Origin of the sequence: Pantoea sp. alder81, from assembly GCF_020179835.1 — a bacterium.
Lineage (GTDB): Bacteria > Pseudomonadota > Gammaproteobacteria > Enterobacterales > Enterobacteriaceae > Pantoea.
This window is the reverse complement of sequence record NZ_JAIUDA010000004.1, coordinates 511,696-534,706: the sequence shown is the minus strand read 5'-3', so window position 1 is coordinate 534,706 and position 23,011 is coordinate 511,696. Positions and strand designations below refer to the sequence as shown.

The 23,011-nt window shown below is 51.1% G+C and carries 13 protein-coding genes and 2 pseudogenes; 6 read left to right on the top strand and 9 right to left on the bottom strand.

Going from position 1 to position 23,011, the window contains the following annotated elements:
• The 3 genes from LBW88_RS14700 to LBW88_RS14690 form a co-directional block, all read left to right on the top strand.
• Positions 1 to 97: IS3 family transposase (locus tag LBW88_RS14700; RefSeq protein WP_224933018.1), on the top strand; the 97-nt coding region annotated here is incomplete at its 5' end.
• 312 nt (positions 98 to 409) lie between these two features.
• Positions 410 to 700 (top strand): YicS family protein, encoded by a 291-nt coding sequence (locus LBW88_RS14695; protein ID WP_224933003.1) that lies wholly within the window; start codon positions 410 to 412, stop codon positions 698 to 700.
• A 10-nt stretch (positions 701 to 710) separates the two neighbouring features.
• Positions 711 to 1,922: an OmpP1/FadL family transporter gene (locus tag LBW88_RS14690; RefSeq protein WP_224933002.1), complete on the top strand. Its 1,212-nt coding sequence runs from the start codon at positions 711 to 713 to the stop codon at positions 1,920 to 1,922.
• A gap of 126 nt (positions 1,923 to 2,048) precedes the next feature.
• Here LBW88_RS14690 and LBW88_RS14685 read toward each other — a convergent pair whose 3' ends face one another.
• The 3 genes and pseudogenes from LBW88_RS14685 to LBW88_RS14680 form a co-directional block, all read right to left on the bottom strand.
• Positions 2,049 to 11,405, bottom strand: a complete 9,357-nt coding sequence (locus tag LBW88_RS14685; protein ID WP_414004090.1) for an autotransporter-associated beta strand repeat-containing protein — start codon at positions 11,403 to 11,405, stop codon at positions 2,049 to 2,051.
• A 102-nt stretch (positions 11,406 to 11,507) separates the two neighbouring features.
• Positions 11,508 to 11,624 (bottom strand): annotated as a pseudogene (locus tag LBW88_RS26635) (ESPR-type extended signal peptide-containing protein); the annotation flags it as partial.
• Positions 11,625 to 12,010: 386 nt separating this feature from the next.
• Entirely contained in the window at positions 12,011 to 13,033 is a 1,023-nt protein-coding gene (locus LBW88_RS14680; protein ID WP_224933000.1) for a DUF481 domain-containing protein, read from the bottom strand.
• Positions 13,034 to 13,440: 407 nt separating this feature from the next.
• Here LBW88_RS14680 and LBW88_RS14675 point away from each other — a divergent pair, with 407 nt between their 5' ends.
• Complete coding sequence (locus LBW88_RS14675) at positions 13,441 to 13,548, top strand: MipA/OmpV family protein (protein ID WP_224932999.1); 108 nt, start codon at positions 13,441 to 13,443, stop codon at positions 13,546 to 13,548.
• 67 nt (positions 13,549 to 13,615) lie between these two features.
• The gene (locus tag LBW88_RS14670; RefSeq protein WP_224932998.1) at positions 13,616 to 13,999 is read left to right on the top strand and encodes a VOC family protein; all 384 of its coding nucleotides are present in this window, start codon (positions 13,616 to 13,618) and stop codon (positions 13,997 to 13,999) included.
• 37 nt (positions 14,000 to 14,036) lie between these two features.
• Here the strand turns inward: LBW88_RS14670 and LBW88_RS14665 are convergent, their stop codons facing one another.
• The 6 genes and pseudogenes from LBW88_RS14665 to LBW88_RS14640 all read right to left on the bottom strand — a co-directional run bounded on the left by LBW88_RS14665 (position 14,037) and on the right by LBW88_RS14640 (position 20,450).
• Positions 14,037 to 16,325, bottom strand: coding sequence for a molybdopterin-dependent oxidoreductase (locus tag LBW88_RS14665; RefSeq protein WP_224932997.1), 2,289 nt, complete (start codon positions 16,323 to 16,325; stop codon positions 14,037 to 14,039).
• Positions 16,326 to 16,360: 35 nt separating this feature from the next.
• Positions 16,361 to 17,122 carry an amino acid ABC transporter ATP-binding protein gene (locus LBW88_RS14660; protein WP_224932996.1) on the bottom strand — a complete coding sequence of 254 codons (762 nt, stop codon included), beginning with the start codon at positions 17,120 to 17,122 and terminating at the stop codon, positions 16,361 to 16,363.
• Positions 17,115 to 18,038, bottom strand: coding sequence for an amino acid ABC transporter permease (locus LBW88_RS14655; protein WP_224932995.1), 924 nt, complete (start codon positions 18,036 to 18,038; stop codon positions 17,115 to 17,117). The genes LBW88_RS14660 and LBW88_RS14655 overlap by 8 nt, the downstream gene beginning before the upstream one ends.
• Positions 18,035 to 18,931 (bottom strand): ABC transporter substrate-binding protein, encoded by an 897-nt coding sequence (locus LBW88_RS14650; protein WP_224932994.1) that lies wholly within the window; start codon positions 18,929 to 18,931, stop codon positions 18,035 to 18,037. Before LBW88_RS14650 ends, LBW88_RS14655 begins: the two co-directional genes overlap by 4 nt.
• 328 nt (positions 18,932 to 19,259) lie before the next feature.
• A pseudogene (locus tag LBW88_RS14645) lies at positions 19,260 to 20,012 on the bottom strand (glycoside hydrolase family 5 protein); the annotation flags it as partial.
• Positions 20,013 to 20,039: 27 nt separating this feature from the next.
• Positions 20,040 to 20,450 (bottom strand): hypothetical protein, encoded by a 411-nt coding sequence (locus LBW88_RS14640; RefSeq protein ID WP_224932992.1) that lies wholly within the window; start codon positions 20,448 to 20,450, stop codon positions 20,040 to 20,042.
• A 329-nt stretch (positions 20,451 to 20,779) separates the two neighbouring features.
• Between LBW88_RS14640 and LBW88_RS14635 the strand changes: the two genes are divergently transcribed.
• The gene (locus LBW88_RS14635) at positions 20,780 to 22,960 is read left to right on the top strand and encodes a TonB-dependent siderophore receptor (protein WP_320442534.1); all 2,181 of its coding nucleotides are present in this window, start codon (positions 20,780 to 20,782) and stop codon (positions 22,958 to 22,960) included.
• The last annotated feature ends 51 nt before the right edge of the window (positions 22,961 to 23,011 follow it).

Genomic DNA, 23,011 nt, shown 5'->3' with positions numbered 1-23,011 from the left:
GTTTAATTATATCGAGTGTGATTACAATCGGTGGCGCCGCCACAGTGCCTGTGGGGGACTCAGCCCGGAACAATTTGAAAATCTGAATCTCGCTTAGGGCCGTGTCCACATTACGTGGGTAGGATCATTCCTGTTTTTCCAGTTGGGCGGCGGTACCTATCTGAGATCAGCTCCCATCTGGAACTATAATTTCCAGAATGACAGTTATGGCGTTCCATTGGGTCTGGGTATTGGACAGGTGATTAAAAGCCAGGGAACGGTTTACAACTTCTTTATCGAACCGCAGGGTTCAGTCGCCGATCACGGCCCCGGTCAACCTCGGTGGCAGATATTTGCTGGCCTCAACATTCAGTTTTTAAATTAAGACTAGCGAATAATAAATAAAGTCATAAGCAGAGGCGGTAATACTATGAAAATGTTTATATTAACGACCCTATTAGTGTCATCGATGTCTGTATGGGCATCACCTTACGATACGCTGGCCCATGCATTAAACGAACAGGTCATGATCAAAGACTTAAGAGTTCATTGTGATATTCCTCAAACCGTCTCCGATGAGAAAGTGAAGTCCGTCTTTCTTGATAGCCAGATTAATCATCAAGCGCTCAGTGCTGCTGGCAGTGCATTAAAGGGGGGGCGTCAACAAGAGTATCAGGCCTTGATTGAGAACATTCGCTGCCCAACCTTTGGAAAACAATGAGGATGCCATGATGGACAAGAACGCACATATATCTTTGCTACGTATCCTCACTCTTTCAGGTTTTATTTTTGCCAGTCAGGCCCACAGTAGCGGTTTGTATTTATATGAAATCGCGACGGAAGACACAGGTCTGGCGGGAGCGGGACAAGCGGCACGTGCGCAGGATGCCTCAACCTTAATGACCAATCCCGCAGGCATGACGCGCCTGCCTGACAACATGATTACCGGAGGATTGCAGGCACTTTACGGTGACACACCTTACCACCTCGATAGTGACGCCGGTTACCAGGGCAAAAGCCCTGGCAATACCATCGGCTGGTTCCCCGGTGCCAGCCTGTTTTATCACCATCGTCTGACGGATGACCTCTCTGCAGGAATAGGCCTCTATGGCAACTACGGGCTGGGGCTCGATTTTGGGGAATGGGCTGGCGACCGCCTGATTAAGAAAAGTACGCTGGTTGGCATGACGCTCAGTCCCGCCCTTGCGTGGAAAATTAACCCGCGGTTGTCATGGGGTTTTGGTGTCGGCATTAACTACGGATTTTTGTCATTAACTCGCAATGTTGAAGGCGTGGACGAGAAGGCCAGCGATCATGACTGGGCATTAAATTTCCGCACAGGCCTGCTGTTTGATGTGACGGATAAGACGCGTGTCGGTCTGAATTACACTAGCAAAACTGAATATCATTTTAGTATTGATGGAAAGGCACGTTTTCCTCAGTTGCCTAATGTTGAATATAATCTGCCGCTTTCAGCCCAAATCAATACACCGGATCAACTGATGTTGAGTCTGGTGCATGATTTCAATCAGCAATGGTCGGTGATGGGCGATCTGGGTTGGCAAAACTGGAGTCAGTATGGCGAAAATCAGATCTACGTCTCGGGTGATGCCATACAACGCGATAACCGGCTGAAGGATACCTGGCATACCGCATTGGGTGTCCAGTATCGCCCGGACGATCGCTGGCGTTTAAATACCGGTGTTGCATATGACAGTAGCTTCTACCGTAATCAAAATGATACTTCGATGACCATGCCATCAGGACAAGCCTGGCGCTTTGGTGTAGGGGCACAGTATCAGGTCACACAATCCAGCAACGTCGGTGCTGCGTTTGAATATCTAAAAATGGACTCTTCCAGTGTGGCCAACCCCTTGCTGAAAGGCACTTATCATAATCCTGATATCTATTTCTTCAGCATGAATTACAACTATACATTTTAAATCTACAATTTCATGCTCTTTTACAGATATCATTTAAATTAACCTCATAGATAATCGGCCCTGAGTTGAAAATATTGAATAAGAGATGTAAGACTTGCATCTCTTATTTAACTTATTCAGTTAATTTTAGAACCGCATTTTCACCCCAACAGTGGCAGATATATTTGCCTCTACGTGGGTATCACCTCCACTGCTCCAGGCCCTGCCAATTTCGGAATAGGCCTGAACTTTTTTACTCACTGCCCAGGTTGCGCCTGCAGCAGCTTCCGTCATGCTGTACTGCTGGTCAGCGGTAAGGGTTGTGGTACCTGCGTTATTCGCCGTGTTGGCAAATTTAACCTTATCTTGCCCATTGCTTATCATGGTCCAGTAATTAACGCGTAAATAAGGTTTCACCACGCCATATTCGGTGTCGTAGTCAGCTGTTAGTCTTGCACCGATGCGACCAATCAGTGATCCATCTGGATTAACATCCACGCGGGTTTTAGAGGCACCATCAAGAGTAACGCTGTCAAAATCGCTGTACTGATAAATCAGCTGCGCCTGGGGCTCAATTTTTAAGACGCTGTCACCCAGTTGCCATGGTCTGCCGATTTCTACTGAGGCCGCGAACGAGTTTCCGTCCGGATGCACGCTCTCGCGGTTACGTCCGTTTTTAAGATCAACGGCGTGATAGCCATACTGCAGCACATTATCCACATAAAAACCGTTCTCATCGGTCCACGTTGCATACCCACCTATATAAGTCGAGAACGTCGAGTTATAGGCCAGACTGTCGATGTCGCCATTTTTGCCGGATATGGACGTATCGTTATCGAGGAATGTGCCGTAAATGCCGGCTCGCCACTGCGCATCCTGATACAAATCCCCGCCCACCTGCATTCCGTTGTAATTCGATGAAGTTTGGCTCTGCAGCGGATCGTTGATTTGTTGGTCAACAGACTTGACCAGATATCGCATCCAGAAACGACTCTCCTGGTCCTCTGCGACATCTGCCCGCCAGGGTTGCTCATCACCCACTCGCTGATGAAGCGTACCCAGCACCGCCAGGTCGGCCTGCCGAATGATGGCCCCCAACGTGTCAAACCCGGGGACGTCAGGACGATATCCAGCACGCAGGAACCAGTCTTCTCCTGCCCCTTCAGCATTCCCGGCAAACAACTGATATTGATATGCGCCTGCCAGCAAAACATCAGCACCAATATTAAAAGCATCTTTGGTGGTCTGGGCGGTGGTGGTTCCCCCGTTGAGGGCTTCCACCACCCTGATTCCGTCACCTTCGGTAGGTTCGCCTAACTGGCTGACATCAATATCTAACAATGTGTGGCCGGTTGCCGTCCCACCATCAATGACCAGCCTGTCAGCGATACCAGGGCTGTGTTGCTGTGCGGCAATTTTCAACACACCCTCATTACCCACGTAATTGCCCGTCACAGTGAGCGTTGACCCCACATCACCGCCCCGTAAGTTGACAGTGCCCTGATTCAGCAGGCTGGCGACACGCTGATTGAATCCGCCGGTATCGAGGGTCGCGTTCTGACTGACTACATGTGTTGAAGCGGCGCTAAAGGTGTCTTCAGCCGCGCCCTGCAGCGTGCCTTTTTCAACAACGGTCAGCCCACTCCAGCTATTTGTTCCCGCCAGTCTGGCAATGCCGGAGCCTTGTTGCCATACCTGACCCGCACCCGAAATGTCACCTGCAAGAGTGAATGTATCAACGCGGTTCAAAGCCAGAATACGTTGGTTATCAATATTCCCTGCCAGATTACCGCTGCTACCACCCTTACCCAGCTGCAAAATGCCGTCAGTGATATGGGTTGTCCCCTGGAAAGAATTCTCTCCCGTCAAAGTGAGCGTCCCGCTGCCGAGCTTGGTTAAGTCGCCCTCACCCCCGATCACATTCGTCAGGGCAGCATTAAATGCCTGCGTATCAAGGGTACCGCCACCGTTTGCCAGATTGACATACCGATCGCTGCTAAAGCCCTGTGTATAGCGCAGCGTGCCGCCAGACAACGTGATATTGCTTCCGCTACTCCCTAAATTGTCATCCGCAGAAACCTGAACAGCCCCTGCACTGATCTCGGTGCCGCCGCTATAACTGTTGGTGCCGTTAAGTTGCAGCGTGCCGAGATCGGTTTTGTGTAGCGCGCCGCTACCAATTAGCGATGCATTGATGGTGGCCAGATAATCCGCACCAGGGGCAGTTCCATCACCCACACGAATCTGCGTATCAGTAGCGGCCAGAGTTAAGGCATCACCGTTCAATACATACCCATCGCTGGCAAACTGTGCGCCAGTTATACCCACCGCGCCCAAAGAGTTATCGATGGTGACGTTGCCTGCATCACCGCCGAACACAGCGAAAGATGCATTACTGTAAGGGGAGTTGTAACGGCCTGCGGGCGTAGTGGTATCCGTGGTCCAGTTGTCATTGCCGCTGCCGCTTTGCCAAACGCCATTGCCACCTTCAATCACGCCGTTGTCCTTCATCTCACCCGCACTGCCGCCGGTTCCATCCCAGAACCTCAGCTCGGCTCCGGCATGATTCACAAGATTGACCTGACCGGCAATGGAGGTCTGAACATAGAGATCGTCGGCTGCCTGCGGCGCATTTCCTATCACCAGCGTGTTGTTGGTTAAGGTTCCGGTGTAATTCAAAACACGGTAAACACCGACGTCAAAATTACCACCGCTGCTCTGAGTGATATTAAGCTGGCCGTTGAGATTAAGGTCACCATTAACATTGATGAGATCGTTGTAGATGCCGCCTGTGACATACGATTCGCCAAACTGGTAATCCAGTTGAGATCCCTCATTTAACATCAGAGATCCCATGGTTAGCGTACCCACGCTACCTAACCCCGCACCTGCAGCGAGGTGACCCCCGTTGTCCACTGTCACAGCACCGCCAAGCGTACCACTGCCGCCCAGCGTGGCGCCGCTGTTTACGGTTGTTAGTCCGGATGTAGCTGATTGGTCGCCGTTCACAAGCAGCACACCCTGAGATACCTGCGTTGTACCGGTGTAGTTGTTATTTGCGGTAAGCGTCAGGGTCCCCATACCCGTTTTTTCCAAGCTGCCGCCGTTGCCACTCACAACGCCGCTGATCGTGTCATCGCGCCCCAGGTTGCCTTCCTGCAATGTCGCTGCTCCTAACACCACATCTCCTGCGCCAGAAACAGACCCAACGCTAGTGGATGCATTGGCTGCGCTGATATCTACAATGCCACCACTGCCGTTGATGATGGGCGCGTTCTGCGCCTGCGCTAAGTCGGAAAAAATCGTCTGCCCACTGTTGTTTATCAGGGCATTTCCGGCATTAGCACTGTTGCTCAACAGTAAGAACGAGGTTGCGTCGGTATTAACGGTGGCATTGCCGCCATTGCTGCTATCGGCAAACTGCAAACGGGCACCACTGGTAAGGTTGAACTGATGATCTTCTGCCTGCGACGCATTGTTGAAATTGAGCTGGGCCTGGTCAGCAACATTGATGGTGCTGTTTGTCCTGCCTAACGCGCCGCTCACATTGGCATCAACGACTAATTCCCCATTGCCTGCTTTACCCCGGATCGTCGTGTTGCCCTGATAGGGGTTGGCCTGATTCAATGCCAGGGTACCGGTTGTCGCTGCGGCAGAAGTATCAACAACGGTTAAATCTCCCCCTCCCGCCATAACAGAATCAGCCGTCAGCGTATGTCCGTAAGCATCGAGTGTGCCGCCACCGGTGGTGTCCAGGAAGACATTGCGGTTTAAAGCAAAATCAGCTCCTGCCTGCAAAGCGCTCGCGTTTTTTAACGTCAAACTGGTTGTGGGAGCACCCAGGCTGCCATCATTAGAAACTTGTAATGTCCCGCCCCATACCTCAATACCCGCGGAAAAATCATTGATGCCGTTGAGGATTAATCTTCCCGCGTCGGTCTTCAGCAAGCGTATGCGGTTGGTATCCAGTGTATCCTGCCGAAGGCTGGCATTAATGGTTGTGGTCACGTCACTCCCGCTCGCACCATCGCCGACACGTATTACATAGAAGGTATCGGCGACAGACTCGCCCTGAGTCTGATAAGTATTAGTCGGCACAGGCACGCTTTCGGGGAATGACTCCGTCACCGTGCTGATGTAGTTGAGCGCAGATGCGGGGTTGAGCTGGTTCAAAACGTATCGATCGGCGGTGAACTGCATGCCAGAGTTGACGACGCGACCATTGACATTGCTGATCTGAACCTCGCCGCCAGTACCCTGAAATATCGCAAAAGCTGTCTGAGACCAGGGCGCATTGCCGACGCCACTCGATTGAGTCCAGTTATTGGTATCGCCCGCGATATTGGCTTTCCAAATACCATCGCCACCATCGACCTGCCCGTTGCCTGAGGTTCCATCGCCATGATTGGCTGTGTCCTCCCCATCCCAGAACTGCAACTCACTGGCGGGATCAATAAAATTCAGTACGAGGTTAACCTGTCGCGCAATATTAGTCTGGATGGCATAAGCCCCCCCATCATTGGGCGGCAGGCTATTGATATCAATGGTGTTGTTAATCAGCGAACCGCCATAGTTAAACAGACGATACACACCAGGAAGGAAGCTCCCACCGGGGGTGAGCGCCACGTCCAGTAAACCGTCCAGAACCAGATTGCCTTTTACATCCACAAAGTCGTTGAGGCTGCCGCCAGGCGTATAGGCCTCGCCCAGAGAAAACTGACTATTGGTCGTCGATGAGAGGCTGAGGTCACCATTGATGGTTAACGTACCGGTACCATTATCGCCTGGGGTCAATTGAGTATTATTGGCAAAGATAACATCACCACCCACCGTGCCGTTGCCGCCCAGCGTTGATGAAGCTGCCACGGTGGTTAATCCAGTCGCAGCCGTTTGATCGCCGTTGATCAGTAGCGTGCCCTGATTCACTGACGTGACGCCCGCCCAGCTATTGTTTCCTCCCAAGCGTGTAAGACCAGAACCGAGCTGTTGAAAATCCCCGCTGCCTGAAATCACACCATTCAGCGTCACTTCATCACTGCGGTTAATCGTCAGCAATCCATTGTCAATAATGTTGGTGCTGGTTGACAGACCTCCAGTAGTACCACCGTTACCCAGTGACAACTCGCTGCCATCAATAAGCGTCGTTCCGGTATAACTGTTATTACCCAGCAGTACCGTGCTACCACCACCCGTGCGCGTCATACCGCCACTGCCGCTGATGACACCGCTGTACTGTTGATCTTCAGTGCCATCGAAAACAAGCTGGCTACCCGTCCCCGAGGTCGCGACATCATAATTACGGATTGAGGCAATGCCTGAGGTATTCAGGTTATTGCCGCTGCGCAGAATGGCCGCGTTATTCAGGTTAATTTCCGGGGTGCCCGATAATGCAAGGTCATCTAATATTCTGACATCAGCCGCGTTGAGGGTCAGACTGCTCCAGCCACTGCCAATATTGGTTCCCTTCGCGAGGTCATCAGCGGAAAACGTACCGACAGTAGCAGCCGAGGTGCTGTTAAATGTCAGAGCACTGTTGTTCCCCCCCTCACTCAAAATATGGCGAGTGGTCGCGAGTGAAACGTTACCGAGGGTAGCACTGTCGCCGCCATCACCCCCGCTGAAATTGACTGCACCGGCGAACGTACCGCTGCTCCAGTTCAACTGATCATTACCACTGCCCAGGGTAATCTCGCCCTGAGTACTCCCCCCGCTGAGCGTAACCGTATCCGCGCCGCTGCCGGTGAGAATCGCCTGCGCATTGCTGTTTGCGGCCAGTAATGTACCGCTATTGGTCAGCGTGGTATTGCCGCTGCCTGATGCATCAATGACCGTGGCATCAGGGCTGGCGGTAGTGATACTGCCGGTGTTGGAAATCGTGCGATTAGCCGCGCTGCCGTTAATCAGGATGAGGGGGTTGGCGTTAGAGGTGCCTGTGCTGGTGATTGTGCCCGTATTACTGAACTGGCTGGCATTTTCCGCCAGTATGGTGCTTCGGGTATTACTGCTGGTTTGGATCTGCCCGCTATTGCTGACGCTGCTGGCGTTGGTCGCGGCAATTGCTGCACCGGCACTGCTACCCATGGTGATGTTTGCACCGGAACTCACGCTGCCATCGGTGTTACCCAGAATGCCGATGCTGTCTGCACCGCTGCCGTTAATGGTGTAACCGTTGCTGATGGTGAGGTTACCCGAAGTTGCCGATCCATCCGTATCCTCGAAGGCAAATCCCTGTCCGTTGCCGCTGACGTTCAGGATATTGCCAGTTCCCTGCGCATTGAAAGTCACCGCGGTTCGGATTGCCGGTCCATCAGAAGCATTGATGGTGACATTGTTCAGATTGATGTTGGCCGTGTTCGCGTTGTTATTAATACCGGCGCCGCTATCAGCGATATCAATGGTGGTGTTACTGGCAGTCAACGAAGTGGCCCCCGAATCCAGGCGCACGCCATCCGCCCCGCCAGATGCAGTAATTTGATTCCCACTGCCATTCACGGTTAAGGCTGCACCACCTCCAATCAGCTGTACAGCGGCCAACCCGCCATTGGCGCTCACATTACCTAAGCGGTCTACAACCGCACCGGCTCCCTGTACCCGAATCCCCACATTTCCACTGTTCGCAGCACCACCAACAGTGATGCTGCTGTTGTTCACCAGAGTTCCGCTGTTCTCAATATCGACGCCGATATTGTCCTCGCCCAGTACGCTGATAGGAGCATTAACCGTGGCACTGCCGTTATCGTGCAGCCAAATTCCTTTTCCGCCACTGCCGTTTAAATTGATCCCGTTCACACCATTTAAAACCAGATTACCCGCATGCGAGACGTCGTAGCCGATGATGCCCGATTGACTTGAAGTGGTGGTGGTAGAAGCCGTTGAGGTGACATTGGTGAGTCGTTGATCGCTGTCCAGCGTGCCATTGATATTGTAGTTTCGGCCATCAATACGTACAGCCGTGGCGTTATCGTGATCCAGTACAATACCGCCATCGCTAATGGTGCCCAACGCGCCGCCCGAGACCAGCACGCCCACCGCATTTTCACCGTTAACATGAATAATGGCGGGGCCGGTAATCAGTGAACTGGCAATGTCATCAGATTCATCTGCTGTGCCACCGTCATCAACACCATTAGCAATCACGCCAATCGCGCTGTTACCACTGACCGTCAGTTGATAACCGCTGCCGCTACCATTGTCGCCGTTAAACACCGCGCCATTATCAACCGCAAACAGCACAGAATTGGCCTGCCCGCTGTCGTCAATGATGGCATTACTGATGTTGATTTTTGCCAGATTGCCCCATGCGTAATACCCGATCTGATGGTCGTTTTCGAATGTCAGCGTTGCCGCACTACCGATATTAATTTGCGCATTGCCACGGGCATGCACCCCAATCGCCCCCGCAGATAACAAGCGTATAGTGGCCTGAAGATTAACCTGAGCGGCCTGGTTATTCAGTCCTTCTGCATAAACAGCATAGTTTCGGTAAGTATAAACATTCCCGTCACTGCCACCGGTATCGCCTGCAGTCCCTACCGTGATGCGACTGCTGGCGGATGAGGTAACATTCGCGGCTGCATTTTGTGCCTGAAGATAAATGGCGACGTTGTTGTCACCATCAACGAATATATTTCCGTTGTTCGTTACACTGCCCTGATTATCGACCACATAAAGACCGTAGTTACTCGCCGCTGCGCCGTTAACCAACTTGCCCAATACATTGATAGAACCATTATTTACCAGGGATCCCGTTGCACCGTTAGAGAATATACCCACGGCATTACGCGTGCTGTCACCGATGAAAATAGTACCGTTGTTAAGCATATTTCCACTGCTGCTGGAGTAGATACCGGAGGTCAGCGCGCTGCCGCCGATTAAAGGAATGGACGATGATAGATTGGCGTCGACGGCAGGACTGTACCCAAGATAAATTGCCCCCTGATTAATGACGCTGGCGCTCTGATCGGCATAGATGCCATACCCCGCCGCGCGTCCTTCACTATTTCGGCTGTTCCCGGTCAGCACGATGGTTCCACTACTGGTGTTGGTCGCACTGCTGGTTCCTGATACGGAAATACCTCTGGCATTGGCTGTGGTGCTATCAGTGATTGCGACATTGATATGGCCATTATTTGTCAGTGTGCTTTGCCCCAATCCCTGCATGCCAATACTGCCGGCATTACTGACATTCTGGTTGGTACCGTCCTTTTCTAAAAATAATCCGGCATTGAGCGTACCGTTGTTGACGGCCGTGGCGTTGGTGACCTGCATGCCGATCGACGTCGGGCTAGCGCTGTCGCTGCGCCAGTGATTGATGGCGCCATCATTGGTCAGTACTGCACCACTGTCACCTCGCATTACCGCACTCGCGCCATCCACAGCCAATGAGCCGGAGCTGGTGACGCTACCGGTCGCATTGGCACCTGTTGCATAAATGACATTCAAATCACCAGTGGGCAAAGTCGCATTATTAGTGTGCGAGTTCTGGTCATCCCAGACGTGATAAGTCAGGTTGATGGAGGTTTGCTGTTGTTGATCCAGTAAACCGCTAATAATCGCGTTATAAACCGACTGGGCCTCAGGTGCAGAGTCAATCACCTCTCCATTCACGGAAGCTCCAGCGGTCAGCCAATACTGAACCTGGGGTTTTCCAGCATAGGCATTCTGGCCGATCAGATAGTCATTCACCTCGGCAATATCAGCAGAAGATGTGATGTTAAAAGTCTTTGAACCCAGCTGAATGACTCGCGTTCCCACCTGGATATAATTTGGAATCGTCAGCGTGTAATCATATTGCGCACTTTGTGCAGAAACGCTCTGACTGTCATTTGAGATCACCGATGCGGGTCGAAAGTGAATCAGATTATCAGACAACCAATTCACCTGGCTGGTTGCTGTGCCAGAGCCATCGGCCCTGGCGAGGATGCTGTTTTTAGCCAACAAATCTATCGTATTGGTTGGCGCAGAAATGGGAGTAGTACCTGCCGTATCTTCACCCACATTGATGTTCGCAATACCGCCCGAGGAGGCGACAGAAACGATGCCGAAATTGTTATAAATGCGGAACGATTCGGGATCATAAATCGACAACATTAGGTTGCTGACAGGCGTATCACCCGCTGACACGAAGGTAGTTGAATCATAGACATTAATGACCTGATAACTGCCTTCAAGGCCCGGAATTTCAACATTCAGTTCCTGATTCTGTTGCGGATTAGCGGGTGAAGGAGAATAAGTGAACTGGTTGATATTGTCGGTGGTAATTGGCGTTACATTACCTTGCGAGTCAGTTGCCGTAATAACAGTAATCCTGCCTGCTTCAGCCCCGCTACCGTCTGGCAACGCATCAGCAACACTGACAGAAGTGGCCGTGCCATTGGTGCCTGCTGAAAAACTGGGAATCGCTCCCAGGATATTTAATGTCGTTCCGGGAGGAAAATGATTCGGTAGTGACTGGCTATCAAGGGTGAAGGCAGTACCGGTATTAATTACTGAGTCATAGTTCACTCCCGTATTTTCAGGAAAGTTGTAAGCCGGGTAAGCATTTATCCATTCAATGTCTTCAGCAAACACATTACCTGTTGATAATATTATAATTAACAAACCAGCAAGCGCATTTGAAATAGATAAACATTGAGACGAACGATGATGCCTTTTTGTGATCTCGGACACAGGAACAAAAACGCATTGGGACGAACTCCAGATCAGTCTATAAACAAAGTTCATAAACGCCTCAGCTCTATAATTTTTCAACTTGCTGTTTATTAAGGGTTGCTTCCGTTACACTCTGTACCATTCCATAATAAAAAACTTACAATCAACAATAGTACAAGGCGCCAAAATGGTATAAAAAATATTGGTTTTACTTTCTTAAGGATTTAGATTTGAAAAGAGGCCATCTGAAAGAATCATGATAACCGATGCTCTTAACCAACTTCTAATGGCTCACTGCTTTGATAAGTAAAAGCAAATAGTCTCTGGCATAACATCGATTTCATATTTTTTATCACTCCCAACGTTTAAGAGTGTCAGTTGGTCGCCATTATCTACAAATGCGGGTGGATGGCCTGTCGTGATCGCAGGCAGCGCCTCATCAAAGGGTTGATGTAATATCATTTCCACGTCATACCTAAACCAGTGGAAAATATGCGTTCATCCAAAGTATCTCGGGTTCCTTTAACAATATTTCGATGATAACCAACATGGAATGTTGACCATGAGGTCAGGGCATACCTCAGTCCCAGCTCTGCATCGACAGATATCACGCCATCATTGTCCAGTGAATGACCGAGTTCGCCATTGCTATATAGCGTAACGGTTTTATCAATAAGGTAACGCTGATAGTCCCAATGTATCGACGCGCCGAAGTGGCTATCTCTCCTGTCATCACTGTAGCCATAACTGAAGGCACCTCCCAGAAGAGAGACGGAGAATGCTCCGGTCTCATCATCCCATAACTGATATCCTGGGCCGGTACCAATCAGCAACTGTCGAGACAAATCTTCAACCCAGTCACGTTTATAACTGAATCGTGATTGCCAGAAATATTGTTCTTCAAGCATGTAGTCAATGGCATATCGAAAACTGTAGTTGTCGGTATTAACAGTATTGTCTTCAATTTCACGATTGTAAGTTGCAGAAATATCGTGCCTCCACTTCTGTTTTTTTAACTTCGTATTCAGTGATAAATTATAGTCATCTGTTTTGGTTGAAGCATTTTTCAGATTAACGCCGGCATCAATATTACCCGACCAGTCCCACTGATCAGACCGCACCTCAGACTTCATGAGTTCATCGATACGTTTGACAGACACTATCTCTTGCTTATCATTATGTTTAATAATCACATACCCTGCTTTGTACGGGAAAACAGAAACGGGGTAATTTTCTTTTGTTTTATTATTACCAATGGAGATAGTAGATTCACTCTCCATTGTGCTGACCGAGGCCCAACTGACTTTTAATGTCCCTGCGTAATTCGTTTTTAATTCGAGTTGCCCATCGCTCAGGGACTGAACTGTTCCACTTAGTCGATCTCCGTTGACCAACCAAACGGTATCTGCCCGAACAACACAAGCAAAAGCGGATAAGAAAATACACAAACTAAAATCGCATTTGGTTATGTTTATTCCCATACTTTAAATTTCCACATAAGCTTATTAATAAAATAAACTATACAGTCTGCTTGCATCTGATTAAATCTTTCAAATTCATCCTGCTAATGTCTATGAATATAGTAGACTTTCACCGTGTTCATTAAGAAGAAAAAAGAGGTATCAACTCTTACTATCTATCATGATCAATGAGTTAGTCAGATTAATGCGGGGTTTCATCACATATATTTATACTCGCCCATCATGTGATAACAATAGAATATTACGAGGATGAAAAATGAAATCCTTCATTAAAATTTTTTCAACGATACTCTTACTGATACTTTGCTTTAAATCAACTGCTGAGCCCGATCTCAGTTCACTGGGCTTAACTTCACAGGAAGGCGCCAGTAGCCCCGTTACTACTTCAATAGAGATAATGATGTCGCATGTTTGCAGCTAATTATGAGTTCTATGACGAAGGAATCGCCAGTAGTCCGATAGTTCAGCATAGTGGCGAGTGGTTCTTTATTACTGGCGTCGGTTATTTGTGGTGACTCCTGACAGATTCTGTCACAGCCCTCTCGTACTCTACAGCGGTAAACACACAAGGAGAAAAAAACCATGTTCACCGCTGATATGACCATTATTTACGTGCCGAACGTTGTGAAGAGCGCCGACTTTTATGCATCGCTGTTTGATATCAAACCAATTAATGTCACGCCCACTTTTGCGATGTTTGTTTTTGAGAACGGTTTCAAACTAGGTTTGTGGTCGAAATACACCGTTCAGCCGCCGGTGGATACGCAACAGTTCTCGCCCAACGGCGAAATCACTTTCAAAGTGCAGCAGAAAGCAGATGTGGATTTCCTCTACAACGAATGGGGTGCTTTCCGTGAAATCACCATTGTGCAGTCGCCTGCAGTGATGGATTTTGGCTACACCTTCACAGCCATCGATCCGGATGGGCACCGTTTACGCGTGATGTGGTTGCAGCTGGAAGATTGATGTTCTGGGGCGGCCACGCGGCCGCCCATACGAGAAGCTATACCTGCGGCGGGATAAACGCCTGCACCGGCGTCAGTTCTCCGGCGTATTTGCGTACCTGCACCACGGTGATCTGCCCACTGCAACCCTGAGTCAGCGACGACGTGCCAATATCCAGCGTCAGTACGTTGGGATTACCATGGCGACATAACGGCCGCAGCGCGGTGGGATCGACGGGATCGTACCAGGCACCCGTGGGCAGCTGCACCACTCCCGGCATCACCGTGTCGGTCACGCGCGCGCTGGCGAGCACATGGCCGCGCTGATTGTATAGCTCGATAATCTCGCCGTCGTTAATCCCCAGCGATGCCGCATCATGCGGGTTCAGGCTGCACACCTCACGCCCATCACGTTTGCCGCTCAGGCTGTAATCACCGAAATCCAGCTGGCTGTGAAGACGCGTCGCGGGCTGATTAGCGATCAGCCAGAATGGATGGTCGGCATCGGGTTTTTGCTGTGGTTCTCGCCACACCGGATGTCCCGGACAGTTTTCATAATCGAAGCTGGCAATCGTCGCCGAATAAATTTCGATTTTTCCACTCGGCGTTGGCAGTGGAGATGCCTCGGGATCGGCACGGAAGGCATTCATCATCCGTCCACCGTCTTTGAGCTGGGGCAATTCCAGCACGCCCTGCTGCCAAAATTGTTCAAAATCGGGGATTTCGACCTGATGCGTTGCCAGCTTTTGCTGCAACTGCGCGTAATGATGTTTCAGCCAGCCACGTGTATCACGGCCTTCGGTAAACGCTTCTTCGCATCCCAACCTGCGTGCTAGCTCGGCAAAAATGGTGTAATCATCTTTGGCTTCACCGTGTGGTTGTGCAACCTGCTGCATGGCAAACAGATGGCGATCGGTCGGCGCCCCACCCACATCCTCGCGCTCTAACGTCATGGTGGCGGGCAATACGATATCGGCATGGCGCGCACTGGAGGTCCAGGCAATCTCATGCACAATCAGCGTATCCAACTGGCAAAATGCCTGACGGAGTCGCGCCAAATCCTGATGGTGATGGAACGGGTTGCCGCCCGCCCAGTAAGCCAAACGGATATGTGGATAGGTTAAACGACGGCCGTTGTAGTCGAACGGTTTGCCGGGATTGAGCAACATATCCGAAATACGCGCCACCGGGATCAGACGATCAATGCCATTTTTGCCTTGCGGCAGTGCCGGGAAACTCACCAGGTTGTGGTGCTTACCGTAATGGCCCAACGCGCCCAGCGCATAAGTGTAACCGCCGCCCGGTAAACCCGGTTGTCCCAGCGCGGCGGCCAGCACCAGCCCGAGCCACACCGGTTGTTCACCGTGTTCCGAGCGTTGCAGCGCATGCGCAACGGTAACCAGAACGCGTTTACCGGGTAGCTGGCGGGCAAAATCAGCGATAAATGCCGCGCTGACGCCGCAGATTTCTGCTGCCCAGCCGGCATCACGCCGTGTGCCATCCTCTTCACCACGAATATAGGCGACCATCTCCGGCCAACCCACGGTGTAGCGACTGAGGAAGGCTTCATCCGTCAGTTGTTCTTCAATTAATACGGATAATACACCAAGAATAAAGGCGGCATCAGTGCCAGGGCGCAAGGCCAGCCACTCCCCTTTGGCTTCGTCGGGCAGATCGCTTCTCAACGGGCTAACTGAGATAAAACGCGTGCCGCGCTGTGCCGCCTGCTGCATAAAGCCACGCTCGGTATGCTCGCTTAATCCGCCGCTCGCCACCTGTGAGTTTTTTAATGCCAGACCACCGAATGCGATGACAATTTCACTGTGTTGGGCAATCTCTTCCCAGCTTACGCCGCGACGCGCAATCTCATTCATGTCGCCGACAATATGCGGCAGCAGCACCGAAGCAGAGCCGGAACTGTAGCTGTTCACCGAACGCACGTAGCCACCCAGCGTGGTATTTAGGAAGCGGTGCACCTGGCTTTGCGCATGGTGAAAACGTCCGGCGCTCGACCAGCCATAAGAACCGCCAAAAATGCCTGCCGGGCCATGAGTGTCGCCCACACGCTTCAATTCACGCGCCACTAATTCATAAGCCTGTTCCCAGCTAACCGCAACGTATTCATCATTGCCACGGCGCTGATCCGGGCCGGGGCCATCTTCCAGCCAGCCACGACGAACCATCGGGCGCGAAACGCGTGCCGGATGATTAAGCGCAGTGCGAAAGTTTTGCAGCAGCGGGCTGGGATCGGGATCGCCTTTGAAGGGTTCGATAGTGAGCTGATCGCCCGATTGCTGGGCATGAAAAGCGCCCCAGTGGGCGCTGTGCATTACCGGTTTTTGCGTCATCACTGTTCCTGGCTGTCAAAAATGAAAAACGGTGCTTAGAGCACCGTTGCAATAAAGTTTCTTACGCGCCCGTTTTCCGGGTCGTCGAGGACTTGCTGAGTCGGCCCGGCCGCCACGATTTTGCCGTCTTCCATAAAGACAATGTTGTCGGCGACCTCGCGTGCAAAACCAATCTCGTGGGTCACGATCACCATGGTGATGCCGGAGTGTGCCAGCTGTTGAATAACCTGCAGCACTTCGCCCACCAGTTCGGGATCCAGTGCCGAGGTTGGCTCATCAAACAGCATCACGCCGGGATCCATCGCCAGCGCACGGGCGATCGCCACACGCTGCTGCTGTCCACCGGAGAGATTTTGCGGCCACTCATCTTCTCGTCCTGCCAGACCCACCTGCTTGAGCAGCGACAGCGCTTTGCTGGTCGCCTGTTGACGGTTCTGCTTTTTCACACGCATTGGCGCATCAACGATGTTCTGCAAAACAGTACGGTGCGGGAACAGGTTAAACTGCTGGAACACCATGCCAGTTTGCGCACGCTGGCGAGCAATCTCACCACTGCTTAATTCGTGCAGTGCCTGGCCTTTCTGTTTATAGCCAATGATTTCGCCACCGATGCGAATGGTGCCACCATCAAGCTTTTCCAGATGGTTGATGCAGCGCAGCAAAGTGGATTTGCCCGATCCCGAAGGACCGAGGATAACCGTGACCGAACCGGCGGGAATATCCAGATTCACTTCGTCCAGAATCGTGACGCCGGAAAAGCGTTTGGTGACTTTACGTAAGGCGATCGCTTCAGCCATTGCTTACGCTCCTTTCAGGTTTCTGCGCGCTAAAGCCCGGCAATGATTTAAACAGGCTGCGTTTTTCACGACGCGTGACGCCACGGCCAAAATAGCGTTCAACATAGAACTGACCAATCGACAGGACGGAGGTCATCAACAGATACCACAGCGTCGCCACCAGCAGCAGCGGAATCACTTCATAAGTACGCTGATAAATGATCTGCGCTGAGAACAATACGTCCTGCAGGGAAATCACTGACACCACCGCCGTGGTTTTCAACTGACCAATAATTTCATTACCGGCGGGCGGCATAATCGCGCGCATCGCCTGCGGCAGCACGGTATGACGGAAAATCTGCGCCGGGCGATAACCTAACGCACGCGCCGCTTCCAGCTGACCATTGCCCACGCTCTGGATACCGGCACGCACAATTTCAGCGGCATAGGCAGACTGATGCATCACCAGCGCGATCACCGCCGCACTGAATGGGCTCACCAACGCATTAGATTGGGTGCTCCACAACTCGCCAAGGCCTGGGATTGAGAATGAAATCGTCGGATAAAGTGCGGCAATGTTGTACCACAGGAACAACTGCACCAGCATTGGCACGCCACGGAAGAACCAGGTGTAAAACCAGCTGACGCCCACCAGCACCGGATTCGATGAAAGGCGCATCAGCGCCAGCACCGTACCAAAAGCAAAGCCCAGCACCACCGAAATTGCGGTCAGCTGCAGCGTCATCAGTACGCCCTGCAGGATCGATTCGCCGGTGAAGTTTTCCGCAATCACGCTCCATTCGAAGCGTGGATTGTTAATCATCGAGTGCGCCATTGCCACGACGCACAACAGCACTACCAGCGCACTCAGCCAGCGTCCGTAGTAACGTTTGCCGACGATCCGCAGATCGTCGGTGTGGTCACGAACATCACTCATTGAAAGATTTCCTGATTACGTTTGGATTCTTTGACTGCGCCAAAACCGATGCCCCAGTTATCGAGGATCTTTTTGTAGCTGCCATCTTTGATCAGCGAGTTCAGCGCGGCCTGTACAGCTGGCTCCAGCGCAGAATCTTTCGGGAAGGCGACAGAAACTGGCGCGTCATGCACGGTGATTTCGCCGCTGAGCGTAATAGGCTTAATCACCTTCGCCTGCCACAACAGACCTTCGTACGGGCCCAGGAACATCGGCACGCGTCCGCTAACTACGGCTTGCACACCGGCTGGACGATCCGGGAAGACTGACACTTTGATTGGTTTTTTACCCGCTGTTTCACAGGCTTTGCTGGCTTCTTCCAGGCGAGTCACCTGAGTAGTACCTGAACCGGCGCCGACTTCCTGACCGCACACAGCATCCAGGGTTTTGAACGGTGCCACATTGGCATCTTTGCGCGAGATAATGCCCAACAGGCTGGCGTCGTAGTAGCTGACGAAATCGATAATTTTGGCGCGGGTCGCAGTGGCATTAATGTTCGAAAGCGCAACATCATAACGACCGGTTTTCAAACCTGGAATGATGTTGTCAAAACCGCCGGTGTCGCGCCACTGGACCTGAATCCCTAAGCGTTCACCCACGGCGTTCATTACGTCAATTTCACGGCCGGCCAGAGTTTTGTTGTCTTCTTTATAGAAGGTGGTCGGCGGCGTGTTTGGGTTGGTTCCTGCCACGATATAGCCGCGCTTAACCACATCCTCAGGCAACAAGCTTTTCAGCGCAGGATCGGCCTGAACATGGATTGAGCTGTCAGTCGGAACGGATTGATCGGCGGCAAACGCGGTGTGCGCACTCAATGCAAGTGCAAGCAAGGTGATACCTTTGGCGAGTTTCACTGGAACCTTCTCCTGATATATATAAATGTTTCCCTGTTGGGAAAAGGCGTTGAGGTAGCGATGTATTTTTCTTCTTTCTCACCACTCGGTGGAAAGAAATTTTCATCCTCTGAACGTCCCGGAGCCATTCTCAGTAAGATGTGCAGCGATCACAAATGCGAAAAACGGATATCTATTGCCAGATTTCGGGAATAGAACGTGGTGCCCGTGGTGACGGGGATGACCGCGCCAATGATGGCGCGGTGTCAGGTGAGGTATTCAGATTTAGTCAGGTATTCAACAGCCTGCTTTTACCATGGCTTATGATCGTTTTCTTCTTAACAAGACATTATCGTTCTAAGCGTTTGCGTATAGGCTCGAACTCTTTGGTTGCATGGCGTGGAACGGTATCGGGTAAGTTCTGCTCGGCAGCCTGCCAGTATTGCCACGGCACTTTTTTATCTCCCAATTCGTAATCCATGCCATCCCAGCTGTCTTCCCGGAAGCTATAGAACGCCCAGTGAGCCTGATGCTGATCCAGTACCGTTAAAACATCCTCGAGATAATGTGTGCAGCCTGGCAAAGTGCGTACACAACCAAACTCCCCTACCACCATTTGATGGCGTGCCACGCCGTGCGCTTTTGCCCACGCGAACGGCAGCGCTAAATATTCTGCCACGTGTTGCGCATCCCACTGTTGCTGGGTTCCTGCGTAAGGTACTTTGCCGGGATAAGGCCACGGCGATGCCCGTTTGGCATTCGGTGCACTGGTGGCGGAATAAGGCTCGTACATATGCACGCTGTACAACACGCGCTTGTCCTCTAGCGCCTTCGGCCAATAACTGAACGCATCGGCTGCTGCATACCAGCCACTGTCCACCATCACCGGCGTTTGCTGATCGACTTCGCGGATAGCCGCAATCACTTCACGATAAAACGCGGGCAAATCGCGTGCGCTACCCTGATGCTGTTGATACCACGCCTGCATCGCTGTCGCGGAGGCGTGTTCGGCTAATCCACCCATTTTCTCCGGTGCTGGCTCGTTAATAATGTTGTAAGCCGCAATCGCAGGATAACCTTTCAACGCGGTGGCCAAATCGCGCCAGTAGCGCGCGCTCTGCTGCCAGAATTATTTGTCCTGCCACAAACGATCGTCGAACTGGCCACCGTTGTTCTGCGACCAGCGCATGCCTGGCAACGACAGTGGCGTTATTACCACTTTTAGATTTGCTGCCTGTACGCTATCCAGCACTTTCTTCAGCGTCGCAATGTCCTCTGTGACCAACCCTTGATACTCGTCGGCACTGCCGAGCAGGAAATCTCGCTGCTGCGTTGGCCATTTATCCCAGGAGAGTCGAACCCAGGAAGCACCGTAGGTGTGTAGAGCGTTGAAATAGGCGATGTCGGGTGGAATACGATTAAAGCTATTACCGCCATGCTGAGGTTTAAGCCAGAAATCCATCTTTTCGGTGGCCCTTACCTCCGGGTTAATCATCAAAAACAGCAGCAGGAATGTAAAGGTTTGTATGATCCGGCGCACACTTTCTCCTTAATTTATGCGAGTCCTTAGCACTCTTTTTGGTGCAGGCTCGAAACTAAACTGGTTCTCATATAGTTACCGTGCGTTATCACTGATTTTAGCTGGCTGATTTGTAAGGATTTGATGACGCTTTGATGAACGCTTTTCCTTCGCCACATTTTTATCCGCCTACCTCACCCTTGCTTTACGTTTCTTCACGCTTTGCACGCATTTAGCACCAATCATGGAGAAAAAATGGAGAGGCTGATTTAGCGCATATACAATGAGAAACATTCTCATTATCATGCGCATTTGCTTACATATGTTAATACTTCAGGGAGAAGATTTAAGTGAATGTAACTTTATATGTCAGGAGGCGCCCTCTTGCGCTGATTGTGGCGGCCTTGCTTACCTCACCTGCTTATGCCGCGGAACCCACGGAAAAACTGGCTGACGATGAATCGATGATCGTCACTGCGGAACAGGGTTTGAAACAGCAGCCTGGCGTTTCCACCATTACCGCTGAAGACATCAAGAAAAGTCCACCGGTTAACGATCTCTCCGATATCATCCGCAAAATGCCGGGCGTGAACCTGACCGGTAACGGTGCCAGCGGCAGCCGTGGTAACAACCGTCAGATTGATATTCGTGGCATGGGCCCGGAAAACACCTTAATCATGATCGATGGCGTGCCGGTGAGTTCGCGTAACTCTGTACGCTATAGCTGGCGTGGCGAGCGCGATTCTCGTGGTGACACCAACTGGGTGCCCGCCGAAATGGTCGAACGTATTGAAGTGATTCGTGGCCCAGCGGCCGCGCGTTATGGTTCGGGTGCAGCGGGTGGCGTGATTAACATCATTACCAAGCGTCCGACCAATGACTGGCATGGCTCGCTGTCACTGTTCACCAACCAGCCTGAGAACGATAAAGAAGGTGACACGCGTCGCGCCAACTTCAATTTAAGTGGCCCGCTGGCAGGCGATGCGTTAACTATGCGTCTGTATGGCAACATCAACCGCACTGATGCGGATGCTTATGATATCAATACCGCTCAAAACGGCTCTTATGCTGCGGGACGGGAAGGGGTACGTAATAAAGATATCAACGGTGTGCTGTCATGGAAAATCACCCCGACTCAGATCGTTGATTTCTCTTACGGCTATAGCCGTCAGGGTAATATCTATGCGGGCGACACTCAGAACAGTAATGGAAATAGCAGTGCCGGAGGTTTAGTTGAATCTCTGTATGGCGATGAAACCAACCGTTTATATCGTCAGACCTATGGCGTCACTCATAACGGTATCTGGGATTGGGGCACATCCAAACTTAATTTCAACTACGAGAAGACCAATAACACTCGCTTGAAAGAAGGCACTGCCGGAAGTGTTGAAGGGATGATCAACAGTGATGTTTATTCGACCAGTCGTCTTGAAAGTTATCGTGCTGGCGGAGAAATAAACTTCCCACTGGAATTATTGGTGGACCAAACCGTGACGTTGGGAGCGGAATGGAACCGTGATGAGCTTGATGACCCTGCTTCAATGCAATCTGCAAGTACAAACTTTTACTTGCCAGGTAGTTCAGGCGATCCGTCTCAGCGCAGCAGTACTAACTCCGCCACGATAAGTTCTCTTTATTTTGAAGATAATATTGCCGCCACTGACAGCACTGAAATTATTCCGGGTTTGCGCTTTGACTATCACGATGCTTTCGGGGCTAACTGGAGTCCAAGCCTGAATATTTCGCAAGGATTGGGCGACTATTTTACGCTCAAAGCTGGTATTGCAAGGGCATTCAAGGCACCTAACTTATATCAATCCACTCCCGGCTACCTGCTATCAACACGTGGCAATGGCTGCCCAATTGGCCTAAGTCAATGTTATTTGTTAGGGAATGACAATCTCGATCCTGAAGTGAGCGTCAACAAAGAAGTGGGACTAGAGTTCAACCACGCGGGTTATGTCGCTGGTATCACCTACTTCCGTAACGATTACAAAAACAAAATTGTATCCGGTACTGATGTTGTCTACACCAATGGTACCTACAACGTGCTTCAGTGGGAGAATGGAGGCAAAGCAATAGTAGAGGGGCTGGAAGGTAACCTTACTATTCCATTGATTGCGGACACACTTGAGTGGCGGTCTAATGCTACTTACATGTTCCGTTCAGAAAGCAAGAAGACCGGAAATCCTCTATCGGTCATTCCTGAATTTACTATCAACTCACAATTAGAGTGGCAAGCAACTGATAGCCTTAGCGCCAATATCAACTGGACGCAGTATGGACGCCAAAAACCGCGCCAAAATGCAGAAACAGTTATTGAGGGAAGACCTGGGGGTCTTTCACAACGTGAAATCAAGCCATATTCAATTGTCGGCTTAAACCTCAATTACGACATCACTAAAAATTTGCGTGCTAATGCAGGTATTAACAACCTGTTTGATAAGCGCATTTATCGTGAAGATGAAGGTGCATCGACTTACAACGAACCGGGCCGCGCCTATTACGCTGGCGTCACCATGTCGTTCTAAGTCCTGATGGGTGGCCTTCTCAAGGCCGCCCTATTTATTTGCTTTCCTATC

Bases quoted from the DNA above. Each gene is read 5' to 3' on its own strand.
- LBW88_RS14695 (WP_224933003.1), top strand. From the start codon at position 410: ATGAAAATGTTTATATTAACGACCCTATTAGTGTCATCGATGTCTGTA.
- LBW88_RS14690 (WP_224933002.1), top strand. From the start codon at position 711: ATGGACAAGAACGCACATATATCTTTGCTACGTATCCTCACTCTTTCA.
- LBW88_RS14680 (WP_224933000.1), bottom strand. From the start codon at position 13,033: ATGGGAATAAACATAACCAAATGCGATTTTAGTTTGTGTATTTTCTTA.
- LBW88_RS14675 (WP_224932999.1), top strand. From the start codon at position 13,441: ATGTTTGCAGCTAATTATGAGTTCTATGACGAAGGAATCGCCAGTAGT.
- LBW88_RS14670 (WP_224932998.1), top strand. From the start codon at position 13,616: ATGTTCACCGCTGATATGACCATTATTTACGTGCCGAACGTTGTGAAG.
- LBW88_RS14665 (WP_224932997.1), bottom strand. From the start codon at position 16,325: ATGACGCAAAAACCGGTAATGCACAGCGCCCACTGGGGCGCTTTTCAT.
- LBW88_RS14660 (WP_224932996.1), bottom strand. From the start codon at position 17,122: ATGGCTGAAGCGATCGCCTTACGTAAAGTCACCAAACGCTTTTCCGGC.
- LBW88_RS14655 (WP_224932995.1), bottom strand. From the start codon at position 18,038: ATGAGTGATGTTCGTGACCACACCGACGATCTGCGGATCGTCGGCAAA.